Source organism: Rhodococcus sp. JVH1, assembly GCF_000280725.2.
In the GTDB taxonomy this organism is placed as follows: domain Bacteria; phylum Actinomycetota; class Actinomycetes; order Mycobacteriales; family Mycobacteriaceae; genus Rhodococcus_F; species Rhodococcus_F jostii_A.
In genome coordinates this window covers 2,820,679-2,837,501 of sequence record NZ_CP166289.1, presented here as the reverse complement: position 1 = coordinate 2,837,501, position 16,823 = coordinate 2,820,679, and the positions used below count along the sequence as shown (strand labels likewise).

The 16,823-nt window shown below is 67.1% G+C and carries 15 protein-coding genes; 7 read left to right on the top strand and 8 right to left on the bottom strand.

The window, feature by feature from the left end; translation table 11 throughout:
* Nucleotides 1–9: 9 nt before the first annotated feature.
* Genes JVH1_RS12825 through JVH1_RS12815 form a run of 3 tightly spaced genes read right to left on the bottom strand, consistent with a single transcriptional unit; the run spans nt 10 to nt 3,242 of the window.
* Nucleotides 10–1,185 (bottom strand): thiolase domain-containing protein, encoded by a 1,176-nt coding sequence (locus JVH1_RS12825; RefSeq protein ID WP_009477750.1) that lies wholly within the window; start codon nt 1,183–1,185, stop codon nt 10–12.
* A complete protein-coding gene (locus JVH1_RS12820) occupies nt 1,185–2,249 on the bottom strand; it encodes a thiolase domain-containing protein (protein ID WP_009477751.1) in 1,065 nt (354 codons plus the stop codon). Before JVH1_RS12820 ends, JVH1_RS12825 begins: the two co-directional genes overlap by 1 nt.
* Before the next feature lie 12 nt (nt 2,250–2,261).
* Nucleotides 2,262–3,242 carry a Zn-ribbon domain-containing OB-fold protein gene (locus JVH1_RS12815; protein ID WP_009477752.1) on the bottom strand — a complete coding sequence of 327 codons (981 nt, stop codon included), beginning with the start codon at nt 3,240–3,242 and terminating at the stop codon, nt 2,262–2,264.
* Between the two features lie 79 nt (nt 3,243–3,321).
* On the opposite strand from JVH1_RS12815, the gene JVH1_RS12810 reads away from it, so the two are divergent.
* On the top strand, nt 3,322–4,359 hold the full coding sequence (locus tag JVH1_RS12810) for an LLM class F420-dependent oxidoreductase (protein WP_009477753.1): 1,038 nt from the start codon (nt 3,322–3,324) through the stop codon (nt 4,357–4,359).
* Between the two features lie 57 nt (nt 4,360–4,416).
* On the opposite strand, the gene JVH1_RS12805 is transcribed toward JVH1_RS12810, so the two are convergent.
* Both JVH1_RS12805 and JVH1_RS12800 read right to left on the bottom strand, forming a co-directional pair.
* Entirely contained in the window at nt 4,417–5,376 is a 960-nt protein-coding gene (locus JVH1_RS12805) for a hypothetical protein (protein ID WP_009477754.1), read from the bottom strand.
* Between the two features lie 172 nt (nt 5,377–5,548).
* Nucleotides 5,549–6,373: a crotonase/enoyl-CoA hydratase family protein gene (locus JVH1_RS12800; RefSeq protein ID WP_009477755.1), complete on the bottom strand. Its 825-nt coding sequence runs from the start codon at nt 6,371–6,373 to the stop codon at nt 5,549–5,551.
* Nucleotides 6,374–6,452: 79 nt separating this feature from the next.
* Here JVH1_RS12800 and JVH1_RS12795 point away from each other — a divergent pair, with 79 nt between their 5' ends.
* Both JVH1_RS12795 and JVH1_RS12790 read left to right on the top strand, forming a co-directional pair.
* Nucleotides 6,453–8,105 (top strand): acyl-CoA synthetase, encoded by a 1,653-nt coding sequence (locus JVH1_RS12795; protein WP_009477756.1) that lies wholly within the window; start codon nt 6,453–6,455, stop codon nt 8,103–8,105.
* Complete coding sequence (locus JVH1_RS12790) at nt 8,106–9,221, top strand: nitronate monooxygenase family protein (protein ID WP_009477757.1); 1,116 nt, start codon at nt 8,106–8,108, stop codon at nt 9,219–9,221.
* Between the two features lie 41 nt (nt 9,222–9,262).
* Here the strand turns inward: JVH1_RS12790 and JVH1_RS12785 are convergent, their stop codons facing one another.
* From JVH1_RS12785 to JVH1_RS12775, 3 genes are read right to left on the bottom strand one after another with little or no spacing between them, the layout of a single operon-like run.
* Nucleotides 9,263–10,834 carry a long-chain-fatty-acid--CoA ligase gene (locus tag JVH1_RS12785; protein WP_009477758.1) on the bottom strand — a complete coding sequence of 524 codons (1,572 nt, stop codon included), beginning with the start codon at nt 10,832–10,834 and terminating at the stop codon, nt 9,263–9,265.
* Nucleotides 10,831–11,952 (bottom strand): acyl-CoA dehydrogenase family protein, encoded by a 1,122-nt coding sequence (locus tag JVH1_RS12780; protein ID WP_009477759.1) that lies wholly within the window; start codon nt 11,950–11,952, stop codon nt 10,831–10,833. Before JVH1_RS12780 ends, JVH1_RS12785 begins: the two co-directional genes overlap by 4 nt.
* Nucleotides 11,953–11,962: 10 nt before the next feature.
* Nucleotides 11,963–13,144, bottom strand: a complete 1,182-nt coding sequence (locus JVH1_RS12775; RefSeq protein ID WP_009477760.1) for an acyl-CoA dehydrogenase family protein — start codon at nt 13,142–13,144, stop codon at nt 11,963–11,965.
* A gap of 247 nt (nt 13,145–13,391) precedes the next feature.
* Between JVH1_RS12775 and JVH1_RS12770 the strand changes: the two genes are divergently transcribed.
* From JVH1_RS12770 to JVH1_RS12755, 4 genes are all read left to right on the top strand, one after another.
* Nucleotides 13,392–13,583 carry a ferredoxin gene (locus JVH1_RS12770; protein ID WP_043781032.1) on the top strand — a complete coding sequence of 64 codons (192 nt, stop codon included), beginning with the start codon at nt 13,392–13,394 and terminating at the stop codon, nt 13,581–13,583.
* A gap of 103 nt (nt 13,584–13,686) precedes the next feature.
* Nucleotides 13,687–14,604, top strand: coding sequence for a 3-oxoacyl-ACP reductase (locus JVH1_RS12765; protein ID WP_043781033.1), 918 nt, complete (start codon nt 13,687–13,689; stop codon nt 14,602–14,604).
* 578 nt (nt 14,605–15,182) lie between these two features.
* On the top strand, nt 15,183–15,947 hold the full coding sequence (locus JVH1_RS12760) for an ABC transporter permease (protein WP_009477764.1): 765 nt from the start codon (nt 15,183–15,185) through the stop codon (nt 15,945–15,947).
* A gap of 20 nt (nt 15,948–15,967) precedes the next feature.
* A complete protein-coding gene (locus tag JVH1_RS12755) occupies nt 15,968–16,819 on the top strand; it encodes an ABC transporter permease (RefSeq protein WP_005244538.1) in 852 nt (283 codons plus the stop codon).
* Nucleotides 16,820–16,823: the final 4 nt, after the last annotated feature.

Genomic DNA, 16,823 nt, shown 5'->3' with positions numbered 1-16,823 from the left:
GTCCCGCTCCTAATTGTTCGGCCGGTCGGAACCGACCACCCACATCGAGAAGTACTGCGAACCGCCGCCATAGGCGTGGCCGAGTGCCTTGCGTGCGTCCTTCACCTGATGGTCTCCGGCGCGGTGCATCACCTGCATCGCCGACTCGGCGAACCGGATCATGCCCGAGGCGCCGATGGGATTGGACGACAGGACGCCGCCGGACGCGTTGAGCGGAAGCCGGCCGCCGATCGCGGTCTCGCCCGCCTCGGTGAGTTTCCAGCCCTCACCCTCGGAGACGAAGCCCAGATTCTCGAGCCACATCGGTTCGAACCAGGAGAAGGGGACGTAGATTTCGGCCACGTCGATCTCGTCGAGCGGGTCCTTGATGCCCGCGGCCTTCCACAGCGCGGCCGCCGCGTCCCGGCCGGCCTGCGGATTCACCTGGTCGCGTCCCGCGAACGTGGTGGGCTCGGTGCGCATCGCGGTGGCGTGGATCCAGGCCACCTCACGACCGTCCGCCGTGACCTGCTCGGCTGCCTCCTCGTTGCCGATCACCATCGCGCAGGCGCCGTCCGAGGACGGACACGTCTCGTCGTAGCGGATGGGATCCCACAGCATCTGCGAGGCCTGCACGGATTCGAGCGTGATGTCGGGTTGCTTGAGGTGGGCGTACGGATTGAGGCTGCCGTTCAGCCGGTCCTTCACCGCCACCATCGCGCCGATGTGATCGGGTGCGCCCGACCGCCGGATGTACGAGCGGACGTGCGGGGCGAAGTAGCCGCCCGCGCCCGCGCCGACCGGCATGTGGAATGGAATGGGGGTGGACAGCGCCCACATGGCATTCGACTCGGACTGCTTCTCCCACGCCACCGTCAGCACCCGCTTGTGCACCCCCGACTTCACGAGACTCGACGCGACCACCGCGGTCGAGCCCCCGACCGAGCCTGCGGTGTGCACGCGCAGGAGCGGTTTGCCGTTGGCGCCCAGCGCGTCCGACATCGCGAGCTCCGGCATCATCGAACCCTCGAAGAGGTCGGGGGCCTTCCCGATCACGACGGCGTCGATGTCGTCCCAGCCCACCCGGGCGTCTTCCATCGCGCGGTCGATCGCCTCGCGAACCAGCCCCGCCATGGACACGTCGTGCCGCTTCGCCACGTAATGCGTCTGACCGGTGCCGAGCACCGCGGCCAATTGATTCGCCATCAGTTGCGTCCCTCCAAGACTGCGACCAGATTCTGTTGCAGCACAGCACCACTCGTAGCGTGCGCCAGCGTGCGCCCGGCGTTGCCGTCCATGATGGCCTTGGCTGCGTAACCTATGCGTTCCAGACCCGCCGCGAACATCGGATTCCCGCTCAGCGGGCCGCCCGACGGATTGATCGCCGTCGCATCGGACAGTCCGATGGCCTCGCGGAGGATCAGTTCCTGATGGGTGAACGGCCCGTGCAGTTCGGCCACGTCGATTCCGCCGACGTCCCCTCCGGTGGCGGCGCGGGCGGACGCCGTCGTCGACGGCGAGACCGTCAGGTCGCGGGCACCGAAGTTCGGGGAATCGATCCGATGCTCGATCCCGGTGATCCACGCCGGCCGCTCACACAGCTCACGGGCACGATCGCCCGCGGCGAGCACGACAGCGGCGGCGCCGTCCGTGATCGGTGCACAGTCGTGGGCGCGCAACGGGTCCGCGACGAACGGGCTGGCGAGCAGTGCGTTGATGTCGACGTGCCCCGACAGCTGGGTGTTCGGATTGCTCTCCGCCGCGGCCCGGCTGCGCGCGGCCACGGCCGCCATCTCCTCGGACGTCCACTTTCCGGCATCGAGTCCGAGGCGGGCCTGCAGTCCGGCGAGCGACACGGAGTCGAGCGCGAGCGGGGTGACCAGGTAGGGGTCGAGTTGCATCGACAGGATCTTGCGGAGGTTGCCCGCCGACGACTTCCCGAAGCCGTAGACGAGGGCTGTGTCGACCTCGCCGGTCATGATCTTGATCCAGGCCTCGTAGAACGCCCACGCCGCATCCATCTCGACGTGCGACTCGTTGATCGGCGGAACCGCCCCGATCGAGTCGACGGCGGAGATGAAGGAGAATGAACGGCCGGCCAGGTAGTCCGACGACCCCGAACACCAGAAACCGATGTCGGACTTGGTGATTCCGAGGTCCTCGTACAGCTGCTGGAAGCAGGGAACCAGCATCTCGACGCCGTTGGTGGTGCCGGTGGTCTCGCGCACGTGCGGTGCGTGCGCGAACCCGACGACTGCGATATCTGTCATTGTGCCGCGCCCTTACAGGTGGTGTTTGTAGGTGTCGTACTCGGCGTCGGGCTCACCCGTCGGCCTGAAGTACTCGATGTTCTCGAGGGTGTAACCCCACTCCTCGCGCGGCTTCCACTTGGCCTCCACGCGCATGCCCATCCGCACGTCGGTGGCGTCGCAGTCGAGGATCAGGTGCAGGAACGCGATGTCCGCGCCGTCGAGAAGCACGTAGGCGGCGACGTACGGCGGCTTGATCCGCTGTCCGAGGAACGGGACGTTCACGATGCAGAACGTGGTGACGATGCCCCTGTCCGGCAGTTCCACCTGTTCCTTCGTCGGGATGCCGTCGGTGGGGTTGGCGCTGCGCGGCGGGATGTACACCTTGCCGTCCGGTCCGGTGCGACCACCGATCAGCTTGCCCGCCTTCAGCCCTCGGAGGTAGTAGCTCTCCTCTGCGGAGGCGGAGTGCATGTAGTCGAGATCGATCGGCGTCGTGACCATCGTGACCGGTTCCGACTCCGTGGTCGGTTCGGGTTCGCCCGCCGACTCCCCGGGCTCGAAGCACACGATGTCCTGGATGCGCCCGACGCGCTCCTGCGCCCATCTCGCCCGGACCCGCATACCCGTGCTCATTGCGGCGGGGGAGCCGACGTCCACGGCATGCACCAGGGACGTGTCGGCGCCGTCGAGCTTGATCAGCGCCCACGCGAAGGGCGTGGTGAGTGGCTGTCCGGCAATCGGTTCCGGCATCCACGTCCAGCTCACCACGGTCCCGGCGTCGGAAACCCCGACGAAGTCGGTGAGAGGTTCGGCGGTGTTCGGGTCGAATTCGGGCGGTGGCACGTAGACGCGTCCGTCCGAACCGCGGGCGCCGATGACCTTGCGGTCGCGCAGCGCGGTCACGAAGGCTCCGATGGTCGGACCCACCGATCGGGTGTAGTCGAATTGAAGTTTCAGCGGGGCGCTCAACGGTTCGTTCGAGAATTTTTCGGCCACCGCGCTCTTTCCCATGCTCACAACTTCGAGTAGAACAGGTTCTAGTGTTTGTGGCAAGGGTCACTTATGACGACGGTCGATGCGGAGGCACACGATGAAGCTCGGGTTGCAACTGGGATACTGGGGCGCACAGCCGCCGGCGAATGTCCCGGAATTGATCGCCGCCGCCGAAGCCGAAGGATTCGACGCCGTCTTCGCCGCCGAATCGTGGGGATCCGACGCCTTCACCCCCCTCGCCTGGTGGGGTTCGAGCACCCGACGCGTCCGTCTGGGCACGTCCGTCGTCCAGACCTCCGCCCGCACACCCACCAGCACCGCCATGCACGCACTCACCCTCGACCACCTCAGCGGCGGCCGGGCCATCCTCGGACTCGGCGTGTCCGGGCCGCAGGTCGTCGAAGGGTGGTACGGGCAGCCGTTCACGAAACCGCTCGCCCGCACCCGCGAATACGTCTCCATCATCCGGAAGGTGCTGTCGCGGGAGGAACCCGTCACCAGCGACGGCCCGCACTTCCCGCTGCCCTACACCGGGCCCGGCAGCACCGGCCTCGGGAAACCGCTCAAGCCGATCACTCACCCGCTCCGTGCCGACATCCCCATCTGGCTCGGCGCCGAAGGTCCGAAGAACGTCGCGCTCACCGCCGAGATCGCCGACGGCTGGCTCGCCATCTACTACTCGCCGCGCCTCGCGCCCATGTACAACGAATGGCTCGACGAAGGCTTCGCCCGCCCCGGAGCCCGACGCAGCCGCGAAGACTTCGAAGTCGCAGCCACCTGTCAGGTGATCGTCACCGAAGACCGCGCCGCCGCCATCGCCGGCCTCAAACCGATCACCGCGCTGTACGTCGGCGGCATGGGCGCCCCCGAACTCAACTTCCACGCCCAGGTCTACACCCGCATGGGCTACGGCGAGCAGGTCGAGGAAATCGGGCGCCTCTTCCGCGCAGGCCGCAAAGACGAAGCGGCCGCCGTCGTCCCCGACGAGATGGTCACCGAGACCATGATCATCGGCAACGTCGACGAAGTCCGCGCCGACGTCAAACGCTGGGCCGACGCCGGCGTCACCATGCTCCTCGTCTCCTGCCGCGACGCCGACCACGTCCGCGAACTGTCCGCGGCGGTCCTCGGCTGACCTCCCCCGGCCGGGCGAATGTACCTTTCGGCGCACCTGAGGCGTTGAACGGTGCATTCACCCGCGCGCTTCGAGCATCCGGACCTCCGGCCGGGGGCGGGACGACGCCAGCTGATAGTGCGACCGGAGGTCGGCGATCACGCGGTCGGGGTCGTCGCGGACAGCGCTCGGTAGCGTCGGCAGCACGATGATGCCGTGGTTCTGCATCCGGGTGCGGCGCTCGACGGTCGACTTGTACGCCTTCGGTGCCAGATGCCAGTCGAGGGAGTCGATGTCCCACGCAAATGCGACGTCGTCGATCCAGCCGTCCGGCATGGCGATGAACTGCCCGGCGGCATCGACGATCCTACGGTTGAAGACCATTCGTGGCAGTCCGCTGCGCAACCACAGTCTGCGGGCTTCGGCTTCGGACACCGAGTGGACGTCGGCACTCACTTCGCGCAGCACTGTCCGGGGGAGTGCTGCACCCCGTCCACTACCCGAGTCCAACTCCGCGATCAGCTCGGCGACGCTCACCTCGCCTCGCTGGACCACCTCGGCGATGAGGGATCGAGTGCTGTCCAGGGTGCGGCACCGTCGTGCCGCATCGAGCAACGCGCGTGGTAGCGGGGCGCAGGGAAGCCCGTTGCGCGTCACCGGCACCGGCAACCGCGTCGTACGTTCGACGAGAACGAAGCCCGTGGACTGCACGCGCCGATGCGTGGCGATCAGAACATGGGCGTCGCCCGAGTACGACGTTCCGTAGCCGTATTCGTGCAGCGCGGCCCGCCCGGTGAGCACTGCGTTCTCGCCGCTGAGCACGATCGCGGCCACCGCACACTGACGCGCGGTCGGCCGACCGTTGCCGAGCATCACGACACCCGGAAGGATGCGTTGCCACGGCCCGCCCGGACGGCATCGAGCGTCGATCGCCGAATTCGACACTCCCCACTGCCTCAACTCGGCGGTGCGGATGATTCCGGACCGGCTCACTCCGTACAGGTCTTCGAGGCGATGCCCCCACTCTCCCCGTCGCATGGAGTCGATGATGGCTCATACGGTGTCGGCGGCGTGCTCGGTCACCAGGCGATTTGGTGAGCCTGTGGATAAGTAGGGGGCTGTGGATAGCCCTCACACCCTGGGCGAATGTACCTCTCGGCGCCCTAGCTGCGCCGAACGGTACATTCACCCGGGATCAGTGCACGCCGGGTCAGCGGCCCTCGAACTTCGGCGCGCGCTTTTCGGAGAAGGCGCGGGGGCCTTCCTTCGCGTCGGCGCTCTTGAAGACCTCGGTGCCGAGGGCGGCGTCGACTTGAAATGCCTCCTCCTCGTGCATGCCTTCGGTGTCGCGGATGGTCTTCAGGATCGCCTGGACGGCGAGGGGTCCGTTGGCGGAGATGAGGTCGGCGAGTTCGAGGGCCTTGTCGAGGGCCTGACCGTCGGGGACGACGTGTCCGATGAGGCCGATCTCTTTGGCCTCGGGGGCTTTGATGTGGCGTCCGGTGAGCAGGATGTCGGCGGCGACGGTGTATGGGATCTGCCGGACGAGGCGCACGGCGGAGCCGCCGAGGGGGAAGAGTCCCCATTTGGCTTCGGAGACACCGAATTTGGCGCTCTCTCCGGCGACGCGGATGTCGGTGCCCTGCAGGATCTCGGTACCGCCGGCGATGGCGGGACCCTCGACTGCGGCGATGAGGGGCTTGGTGAGGCGCCGTCCCTTCAGGAGCGCCTCGATCTTGGACAGGTCCCAGCCGCCGCCGGAGAACGAGTCGCCGGGGTGCTGCGATGTCATGGCCTTGAGGTCGGCGCCCGCGCAGAATGCGCCGCCTGCGCCGGTGAGGATGGCGACCCGGATGTCCGGGTCGGAGTCGACCTGATCCCACGCGTCCCGCATGATCGCCATCATTTCGCCGGACAGCGCGTTCTTCGCCTCGGGGCGGTTCATCGTGACGATGAGGACGTGCCCGCGCTTCTCCACGAGGCAGTGCGGCGACTGTGCCGAAATGTCGGATTTCTCGGTCGTTGTAGAGGACACTGAAGTCTCCCGAAGGGTGTGTGAGCTGGCTCTCAAATTGGGTCTTGCCAGAAACGGTAACACGTTCTACTTTGTTGACGTGGCCCTTAATATCGCAGACCTCGTAGAGCACGCAATCGACCTCGTTCCGGACCGCGTCGCGTTGGTGTCCGACGACCGGGAAGTGACGTACGCGCAGATGGAGGAGAGGGCCAATCGCCTCGGCCACTACCTGCGCGAACAGGGTGTTCAGCCCGGCGACAAAGTGGGCATCTACTGCCGGAACACCATCGAGGCCATCGAGGCCATGGTGGCGGTCTTCAAGATCCGTGCCGTGATGGTGAACGTCAACTACCGGTACATCGAGAACGAGTTGCAATACATCTTCGACAATTCGGACATGGTCGCGCTCGTTCACGAGCGCCGCTACTCCGACAAGGTGGCGAACGTGCTCCCCGAGACGCCGCTCCTGAAGACCACCGTCGTGGTCGAGGACGGCACCGATCTCGAGTACGAGGGCATCGAATACGAGGCCGCACTCGCGCAGGGTTCCCCCGACCGCGACTTCGGCGAGCGCACTGGCGACGACCTGTACATGCTCTACACCGGTGGCACCACCGGCAAGCCCAAGGGCGTCATGTGGCGTCACGAGGACGTCTGGCGGGTGCTCGGCGGCGGCATCAACTTCATGACCGGTGAATACGTCGAGGACGAGTGGGATCTCGCGAAGCTGGGCGCCGAGAGCCCCGGCATGACCCGCTTCCCGATCCCGCCGATGATCCACGGCGGCAGCCAGTGGGCGGTGTTCCAGAGTCTGTTCGGCGGCGGAAAGTGCGTGATGCACCCCGAATTCGACGGCCACGACGTGTGGCGGATCGTCGATCAGCACAAGGTCAACCTCATCTTCATCACCGGCGACGCGATGGCGCGACCGATGCTCGACGCGCTGGTGGAGGGCGACAAGGCGAGCGGCGAGCCCTACGACCTGTCGTCGCTGTTCCTGATGGCGAGTTCGGCGGCACTGTTCTCGCCCAGCATCAAGGAGAAGTACCTCGAACTGCTGCCCAACCGGATGATCACCGACTCCATCGGTTCGTCCGAGACCGGTTTCGGCGGCCTCAGCGTGGTCGCGAAGGGCGACTCGCACGGCGGCGGCCCGACGGTGAAGATCGACGCGTCCACGTCCGTCCTCGGTGAGGACGGGAACCCGGTGGAGCCCGGGTCCGGCGTGGTCGGCATCCTGGCGCGCAAGGGGCACATCCCGATCGGCTACTACAAGGACGAAGAGAAGACCAAGGCCACGTTCAAGGAGATCAACGGCATCCGTTACTCCATCCCGGGCGACTTCGCGCAGGTGGAGGCGGACGGCACGGTGACGATGCTCGGCCGCGGCTCGGTGTCCATCAACAGCGGCGGCGAGAAGATCTTCCCCGAGGAGGTCGAGGGCGCACTCAAGTCGCATCCCGACGTCTTCGACGCGCTCGTGGTCGGCATTCCCGACGAACGCTTCGGCCAGCGCGTCGCCGCCGTCATCCAGACCCGGGGTGGGGCGCGGCCGGGCCTGCACGAGATCGCCGACGCGGCGCGCAAGGAGATTGCGGGATACAAGGTTCCGCGCAGCCTCTGGTTCGTCGACGAGATCAAGCGCTCGCCGGCGGGTAAGCCCGACTACCGCTGGGCCAAGGAACAGACCGAGACCCGACCGGCCGACGACCACAACGGCAACGGCTCGCCAGAAAGCAAAGGCGCGTAAATGCACACGAGTTTGAGCGAGAAGTTCGGCATCGAGTACCCGGTCTTCGGGTTCACTCCCTCCGAAGACGTTGCCGCGGCGATCTCCCGGGCCGGCGGTCTGGGTGTGCTCGGCTGCGTCCGGTTCAACGACCCCGAGGAACTCGAGGCCGTCCTGTCGTGGATGGACGAGAACACCGACGGCAAGCCGTACGGCGTCGACATCGTGATGCCCGCAAAGGTCCCCACCGAGGGCACGTCGGTAGACCTCGAGTCGCTGATCCCCGCGGAACACCGCGCGTTCGTCGACCGGACCCTGGCCGATCTGGGGGTGCCGCCGTTGGATTCGGGTGCCGAACACGCGACCGGTGTGCTCGGCTGGCTGCACTCGGTGGCGCGTTCGCATGTGGACGTCGCGCTGAATCATCGAATTGCGTTGATCGCCAACGCCCTCGGTTCGCCACCGAAGGACGTCATCGACCAGGCCCACGAGAAGGGCGTTCCGGTGGCCGCGCTGGCCGGCGCCGTCGAGCACGCGCGCAGGCACGTCGCGAACGGTGTCGACATCGTCATCGCGCAGGGGTACGAGGCCGGTGGGCACACCGGTGAGATCGCGTCGATGGTGCTGGTTCCCGAGATCGTCGATGCCATCGGTGATTCCGCCGCGGTCCTCGCGGCCGGGGGTATCGGCAGTGGACGTCAGGTCGCTGCTGCGCTGTCGCTGGGGGCGGCGGGGGTGTGGATGGGGTCGTACTGGCTCACCACGTCCGAGTACAAACTCGGCAGCGCGTCGTCCGAGGGGCCGTCGGCGATCCAGCGTGCCCTGCTGGGTGCGACGTCCGCCGACACGGTGCGGTCCCGGATCTACTCGGGGAAGCCCGCGCGCCTGCTCAAGACCAAGTGGACCGACGCCTGGTCGAAGCCGGACGCACCGGCGCCGCTGCCGATGCCGCTGCAGAATTTGCTGGTCAGCGAGGCGCATCAGCGGATCGCCGCGTCCGAGAACCCGGATGTCGTCGCGATGCCGGTGGGGCAGATCGTCGGCCGGATGAACGAGATCCGTCCGGTGGCCGAGGTGATGGACGAACTCGTCAAGGGCTTCGACTCGGCGGTCTCCCGCCTCGACAGCTTCCGGTAGCCGGTGTGAGTGGCAAAGTATGCGTCAGCACACTTTGCCACTCACCTGGGGGAGTAGCCGGTTCCGTCGCGGACCCACACCGGATCGGTGCACTCGGCGGCCTCGGCGCTCAACACGCGGGTGAGGACCTTGAACGTGGCGGTCCGCGGGAACTCGGCACACACCCGGATCAGACTCGGACGCTGCTTCGGACCCAGGTCGGACTGCGCGTCGAGGAAGCGTGTGAAGGCCACCGGGTCGAAGTCACGCGTCGGGACGACGGCCGCCATCACCCGGTCCCCGGTTTCGGGGTCGGGCACCGCGTACACCGACACCTGGGCGAAGCCGTCGTACCGCATCAGGATGCGTTCGATGGGCGCCGAACCGATGTTCTCGCCGTCGACGCGCAACCATCCGGAACTACGCCCCGCGAAGTACACGAACCCGTCGGCGTCCCGGTACGCGAGGTCGCCGCTCCAGTACTTGCCGTCGCGGATCCGCTCGGCGTCGGCCTCGGGATTGTTGTAGTAGCCCGCGAACGCACCGGACCCCGCGACGTTGACGAGTTCGCCGGTCGCGGCCTCGGCATTGAGCACCCGGCCTGCGGAATCGAATTCGGCGGGGGGACAAGGCTTGCCGGTCTCGGGGTCGAGGATCGCGATGCCCTCGGGGAGCTTGCCCAGAGAACCTGCCGGCGCCCCGGGGGTGCCGGAGATGGCGACACCGCCCTCGGTGGAGCCGAATCCGTCGACCACCGCGGTGCCGAAGCGGCGCGCGAACGCCGCGACCGCGGGCGCGGACCCCTCGTTGCCGTACATCACTCGCAGGGTGTTGTGGGCGTCGTCGGGCAACTCCGGGGTAGCCAGCACATACGACAGCGGCTTTCCGACGTAGTTGGCGTACGTGACGCCGAATTTCCGCACATCGGACAGGAAGTTGGACGCGGAGAACTTGCGCCGCAGCGCAATCGAGCTGTGCCCCGCGAGTGCCACGGACCAGGCCGCCATCATGGCGTTGGAATGGAACATGGGCATCGACATGTAGACGACGTCGTCCGGGGTCAGGCCGAAGCGTCCGGCGAGCATGATGCCGGGCCCGGTGATCTTCGCGTGGGTGCAGCGCACCGCCTTCGGATCGCCGCTCGTGCCGGACGTGAAGATGAGCATGAACAGGTCGCGGGCCGCGGCTGCCCTCGGCGTGAATTCGGGGCGCTTCTCGGCGAGCAGGGCGGACCATGCGCGGGAATCCATGTCGACGACGGGAACACCCGGGTCGAGACCGTCCAGCAGCGCGGACTGCCCGGATTCGGTGAAGACCACCTGGCAGTCGGCCAGCGCGATGTCGCGGGCCAGCGCCTCTCCGCGTCGAGTGGTGTTGAGCCCCACGAGGACGGCGCCGGACAGCGCCGCAGCCCCGGCGAGGAGCGAGAACTCGGGGACGTTGTCCATCAGGACACCGAAGTGCCGGGGCCGCCGTGCGTCGAGCAGATCTTCGAGGATCGCGGCGCGCCGCAGGCTCGCCCGTACGTGTTCGGACCACGACAGGAACCGGTCCTCGAAGTACAGGCCCTGGGCGCCCGACTTCGAGACGCCCAGGAGCAGATCCGATACCGTGCGCGCGAGCGTGGCGGTCATGCCGGGACGGTGGCCAGTTCGGCGCCGAGGATCCGCAGCTGCTGGGTGGCCGAGCCGAGCCGGAACTCGAGTGCCTTGGCGGCGAGGAAGTACCGGTGCACGGGGTGGTCCTCGTCGAGTCCGACGCCACCGTGGACGTGGACGAGGGTGTGGGCCACCCGGTGCCCGGCGTCGGACGCCCAGAAGTTGGCGGTCTGGATGTCGCCTTCGCTGGGCAGGCCCTCGCTGAGCCGCCACGCCGCCTGCCACAGCGTGAGCCGGACGCCCTTCACATCGATGTAGCCGTCCGCGAGGCGCTGGGCCACGGCCTGGAAACTGCCGATGGGCCGCCCGAACTGCACCCGCTCGCGGGCGTAGGCGGCGGTGAGTTTCAGGGCTTCGTCGAGGACGCCGTACTGGTACGCGCAGGCGCCGAGCGAGCCGCGCTCGACGAGCCATGCCACGATCTCGCTGCCCCGGTCGACGGCGCCGAGCACGCGGTCCTCGGCCAGCGACACTCCGTGGAGGGTCACCTCACCGGTGCTGGCCAGGTCGACGGTCTGCTGGCGGGTGACGGTCACTCCGGCGTCGTCGGGGCGGACGAGGAAGACGGCCACACCGTCCGGGGTGGTCGCCGGGACCAGGAAGAGGTCGCCGGACGGTGCCGCGTCGACGACGATCTTGGTGCCGTCGAGGGTCCAGCCGTCCGCGCCGCGTTCGGCGCGCGTGACGGGTGCACCCGGATTGTCGTTGAGTTCCTCGTCGAGGGCGACGGTGAGGATCTTCTCTCCACTCGCGGCCGGAGTACCCCAGTCGGACCGCTGCTGTTCGGTCCCGTATTTCGCGATCGCGCCTGCCGCCATCACGATCGACGACAGATAGGGCACCGGCGCGACGGCGCGGCCCAGTTCGACGAGGATGCTGCACTGCTCGAGGACGCCGAAACCGTCGCCGCCCAACGACTCCGGCAGCGCGGCGCTCAGGACGCCGGACGACGCGAGTGCCGACCACAGCCTGCGATCGAGGCGGTCCTCCGCGTCGTCGAGTTCACGGAGACGGTCGTTGGTGACGAGGTCCGAGACGATTCCTCGGGTGAGGCCGGCCAGATCCTGCTGGGCCTCGGTGGGGGTGAAGTCCATTGTCGTAGTCCTAACGCTTCGCTGGGGGCAGGCCGAGGGCGGTCATGGCGATGATGTCGCGCTGCACCTCGTTGGTTCCGCCGCCGAACGTGAGGATCAGCGACGACCGGTGCATCCGTTCGAGTCGCCCGCGCAGCAGGACACCGGGGGAGTTCTGCCGCAGCGTGGCCGAAGGCCCGAGGATCTCCATCAGCAGCCGGTACGCCTCCGTGGCGAACTCCGTGCCGTAGACCTTGTTGGCCGACGCCGCCTCCGGGCCCGGCGCGTGGTCGGTGGACGAGGCGATCTCCCAGTTCATCAACTTGAGGTACTCGGCCTTGGCGTGGACCCGGGCCAGATTGATCTGCACCCATTCCTGGTCGATGACGCGGCGGCCGTCCGGCAGTTTGGTGTTCTGCGCCCATTCGCGCACTTCACGCTGGGCGGTGAGGACCGGCCCGGCGGAGGTCAGGGCGACGCGCTCGTGGTTGAGCTGATTGGTGATCAGTGCCCAGCCGCCGTGTTCGGGGCCGACCAGCGCGGACGACGGAACCCGAACGTCCTGGTAGTAGGTGGCGCTCGTGTCCGGACCCGCCATCGTGTGGACGGGGGTGTACGAGAAGCCTTCGGCGGTGGTCGGGACGATCAGCATGCTGATGCCCTTGTGCTTCTTGGCTTCGGGATCGGTACGGCAGGCCAGCCACACGTAGTCGGCGTACGCGATCAGGCTCGTCCACATCTTCTGGCCGTTGATGACGTAGTCGTCGCCGTCCTTGACGGCGGTCGTGCGCAGGCTGGCGAGGTCGGTGCCCGCTTCGGGCTCGGAGTAGCCGATGGAGAAGTGCAGTTCGCCGGCGGAGATCTTGGGCAGGAAGAACGACTTCTGCTCGGGGGTGCCGAAGTGCATGATCGTCGGTGCCACCGAGTTGATGGTGAGGAAGGGGACCGGGGCGCCGGCGATGGCGGCCTCATCCGTGAAGATCAGCTGCTCCATGGCCGACCGTTCCTGGCCGCCGTACTCCTTGGGCCACCCGAGCGTCAGCCAGCCGTCCTTGCCCATCTGGGCGACGACGTCGCGGTAGACGTTGCCCTCGCCGTATTCGCCGGTGGTGGCGGCCAGTGCCTCTCGACGCTCCGGCGTCATCAGCTTCGCGAAGTACGCGCGCAGCTCTTCCCGCAGCTGCTGCTGCTGCGGTGTGTAGGTGATGTGCATCGAAATACCTCTCCAGTCCGAGAGCGGAATCAGCTGAAATCTGGCACAGGTTCCAGTCTCTGCGGTGCATTCGCGGAGCCGGCCCCGACCGGCCCCGGAGCGTGCCCGGTAGGCGTGCTCGCAGTCGTGGAACGAATCATTGCACACGACTGGAACAGGTTCTAGTGTTATCGCAGGAACGAAGTGCGCCACAGCCCGGCGGCACCCGGATCCGCGAGTGGCGAGACGAGGAGAAGTGAGGGTTGCCATGGAGGTCAGAGTTGATTTCGACCGTTGCGAGGCCAATGGTGTGTGCGTGGGGGTCGCACCCGACATCTTCGAGCTCGACGACGACGATCAGCTGCACATTTCGAGTGCCGTTCCTCCCGCTGACCGGGAGGAAGACGTGCGTACGGCGATCGCCCAGTGTCCGAGGGCCGCACTCACCGAGCACCCCTGAGGATTGTTGCCCGGAATGAGAACACGTTCTACAGTGACGTCGACCTACCGCCGTGTCGTGTTCGCGACCTCCGGCGAGTGCACAGAACCAGGAGAGCGTGTTCATGAATGCTGTGGCTGACCGCGATGTGAACGTGGACGGCAAGGTCGCCGTCGTGACCGGCGCCGGATCCGGCCTCGGAAAGTTCGAGGCGATCGCACTGGCCCGCGCCGGTGCGTCCGTCGTCGTCAACGACCTGGTCGCGAACGACGCCGTGGAGGCAACCCTAGACGAGATCCGGGGCCTGGGCGCGAAGGTCGAGTTCGTGGCAGGCGACATCGGGGAACGGTCCACCGCCGACGCGATCATGGAGGCGGCGCAGAGCCGGCTCGGCAGCCTCGACATCCTGGTGAACAACGCGGGCATCACGCGGGATCGCATGCTGTTCAACATGTCCGACGAGGACTGGGATCTGGTGCTGAAAGTTCATCTGCGCGGACACTTCCTGCTGTGCCGCGCAGCCGCCTCGTACTGGCGGGGCAAGTCCAAGGAAGCCGGTGCGCCCGTGTACGGGCGCATCGTCAACACCTCGTCCGAGGCGGGACTGCTCGGCCCCGAGGGGCAGGCGAACTACGGCGCCGCCAAGGCGGGTATCACGGCGCTCACGCTGTCGGCGGCCCGTGGGCTGTCGCGGTACGGCGTCCGAGCCAACGCGATCTGCCCCCGGGCCCGCACGTCGATGACGGAGAACGTCTTCGGCGAGGCACCGGCCGAGGGGGTCGACCCGTTGTCTCCCGAGCACGTGGCCGCGCTGGTCGCCTACCTCGCATCGCCTGCCGCCGACTCCGTGAACGGTCAGGTCTTCGTCGTCTACGGCCCGATGGTGGCGTTGATGGCGGCACCGGTCGTGGAGCGGCGTTTCGACGCCGCGGACGGTCGGTGGACACCCGGCGCGCTCGCGGCGGAGCTCGGAAACTACTTCGTGGATCGGGATCCTGCCGCCATGTTCTCGGCCTCCGCGGCGCTCCGCGAACTGGGCTGATCTGCGTCCCCGGGGCCGAAGAACCGACACGAAGGTTGTTTCCGTATCGTTTCCGCAGGTAATGCCCCCGCGATGGGCGATACTGAAGGCAACTGAAGAGCGGCGGAACGGGGGCCGGGTGACCGTGGAGGGGTGTTCGAGTGGTGTGCCGGATATGACTAGATCGTGTTCTAGTTCTGCTGTCGTCGAACAGTTCGATCGAGCGTGCCCAGCCGGTCTGGCGACTCCCGGGGCCGGCCTCCTCGTGCGGTCGCCTGGAACCGGGGCCGACGACGATTTCGACGGTCGTCGGTTTGCGATGAAATTCGTTCAAAGTTCTTGTGCCATAACCTCTTGAGTCCACATCTCGGCCTCCCGCTCAGCGCGAACCGTCGGTTCCGATCGGGCGGAGACACGCCCGGCATTTCAGTCGAATTCGGCCCTCGGGGCGTGCTGAATGTGGGACGATTCTTGCTGATGAGCGACCACCTTTGACAGGTGAACACGTTCTAGTTAATATGGCCTGAGTCGCAGACCGCTGGGGGGCTGGGCTCGAACTGACAGTCGGTGCTGGGCGAGAACATGGACGAGGAGGACGGATGGTAGACCTCCTCGAGGTGCCGTTGCGTGCGGTCGGCGGGTTCTTCACGATGTCGGGCGAAACGTTGAGGGCAGTCTTCTCGAGGCCCTTCCAGCGTCGCGAGTTCGTGGACCAGGCGTGGTTCGTCGCCCGGGTCTCGATGGTGCCCACCGTGCTGGTGGCCATCCCGTTCACCGTCCTGGTGAGCTTCACGATCAACATCCTCCTCCGCGAGATCGGCGCCGCCGACCTCAGTGGCGCCGGCGCCGCTCTCGGCACCGTCACCCAGGTCGGTCCCATCGTCACCGTGCTCATCGTGGCGGGTGCAGGCGCCACCGCCATCTGCGCAGACCTCTCCGCCCGCACCATCCGCGAAGAGATCGACGCGATGCGGGTGCTGGGCATCAATCCGATCCACCGCCTGGTCGTGCCACGAGTGCTGGCGTCGACCGTCGTGGCGCTCCTGCTCAACGGGCTGGTCTGCACCATCGGCATCCTCGGTGGCTTCGTCTTCTCGGTCTACATCCAGGACGTCAACCCGGGTGCGTTCGTCAACGGCATCACCCTGCTCACCGGATTCGGGGAGCTCGTCATCTCGGAAGTCAAAGCCGGTCTGTTCGGCATGATCGCCGGTCTCGTCGCCGCCTACCTCGGCCTGAACGTCAGGGGTGGCGCGAAGAGCGTCGGTGACGCCGTCAACCAGACCGTCGTGTTCTCGTTCATGGCCCTGTTCGTGGTCAACGTTCTCGTCACCGCCGTCGGCATCAAGCTGACGGCAGGGTGATCGACATGGTGGTGGAGTAGATGGCACTAGCGGCGGCCGGGCGCTTTCCCCGAACTCGCAAACGGTTCGCGTCGGCGTCCCGCTCGATCGACCGGCTCGGTGAGCAGGCGCTGTTCTTCGCGCGTGCCATCGGATGGGCGCCCCGCGCCCTGATGCACTACCCGAAGGAGACGCTGCGGCTCATCGCCGAGATCAGCATGGGCACGGGTGCGCTCGCGGTAATCGGCGGAACGGTCGTCATCGTCGGCTTCCTGACCCTGTTCACCGGCGGCACCATCGCGGTGCAGGGGTACAGCTCGCTCGGCAACATCGGCGTCGAGGCCCTCACCGGCTTCTTCGCGGCCTTCATCAACGTGCGTATCGCGGCGCCTGTCATCGCGGGCATCGGGCTTGCGGCCACCATCGGCGCCGGCTCCACCGCCCAGCTCGGCGCCATGCGCGTCTCGGAGGAGATCGACGCGCTGGAGACGATGGCGATCCCGTCGATTCCGTACCTGGTCAGCACCCGTGTGATGGCGGGGATGATCGCCATCATCCCGCTGTACGCCCTCGCGGTGATCGCGTCGTTCATGGCCAGCCGGTTCGCGACCGTGGTGCTGTACGACCAGTCGTCCGGCGTGTACGACCACTACTTCTCGACGTTCCTGATACCGACGGACATCCTGTGGTCGTTCGCGCAGGCCATCGTCATGGCGATCGCGATCATGCTCATCCACACCTACTACGGTTTCAACGCCTCGGGCGGTCCGGTCGGCGTCGGTGTGGCCGTCGGCAACGCGGTGCGCTCCTCGCTGATCGCCGTCGTCACCGTCACCCTGCTCATCTCGCTCGCCATCTACGGCGGGTCCGGCAACTTCAACCTTTCGGGATAGGAGT

Excerpts from the sequence above, each read along its gene's own strand:
- JVH1_RS12825 (WP_009477750.1), bottom strand. The coding sequence starts at position 1,185 with ATGGCGAATCAATTGGCCGCGGTGCTCGGCACCGGTCAGACGCATTAC.
- JVH1_RS12820 (WP_009477751.1), bottom strand. The coding sequence starts at position 2,249 with ATGACAGATATCGCAGTCGTCGGGTTCGCGCACGCACCGCACGTGCGC.
- JVH1_RS12815 (WP_009477752.1), bottom strand. The coding sequence starts at position 3,242 with ATGGGAAAGAGCGCGGTGGCCGAAAAATTCTCGAACGAACCGTTGAGC.
- JVH1_RS12810 (WP_009477753.1), top strand. The coding sequence starts at position 3,322 with ATGAAGCTCGGGTTGCAACTGGGATACTGGGGCGCACAGCCGCCGGCG.
- JVH1_RS12805 (WP_009477754.1), bottom strand. The coding sequence starts at position 5,376 with ATGCGACGGGGAGAGTGGGGGCATCGCCTCGAAGACCTGTACGGAGTG.
- JVH1_RS12790 (WP_009477757.1), top strand. The coding sequence starts at position 8,106 with ATGCACACGAGTTTGAGCGAGAAGTTCGGCATCGAGTACCCGGTCTTC.
- JVH1_RS12785 (WP_009477758.1), bottom strand. The coding sequence starts at position 10,834 with ATGACCGCCACGCTCGCGCGCACGGTATCGGATCTGCTCCTGGGCGTC.
- JVH1_RS12780 (WP_009477759.1), bottom strand. The coding sequence starts at position 11,952 with ATGGACTTCACCCCCACCGAGGCCCAGCAGGATCTGGCCGGCCTCACC.
- JVH1_RS12775 (WP_009477760.1), bottom strand. The coding sequence starts at position 13,144 with ATGCACATCACCTACACACCGCAGCAGCAGCAGCTGCGGGAAGAGCTG.
- JVH1_RS12770 (WP_043781032.1), top strand. The coding sequence starts at position 13,392 with ATGGAGGTCAGAGTTGATTTCGACCGTTGCGAGGCCAATGGTGTGTGC.
- JVH1_RS12765 (WP_043781033.1), top strand. The coding sequence starts at position 13,687 with ATGAATGCTGTGGCTGACCGCGATGTGAACGTGGACGGCAAGGTCGCC.
- JVH1_RS12760 (WP_009477764.1), top strand. The coding sequence starts at position 15,183 with ATGGTAGACCTCCTCGAGGTGCCGTTGCGTGCGGTCGGCGGGTTCTTC.
- JVH1_RS12755 (WP_005244538.1), top strand. The coding sequence starts at position 15,968 with ATGGCACTAGCGGCGGCCGGGCGCTTTCCCCGAACTCGCAAACGGTTC.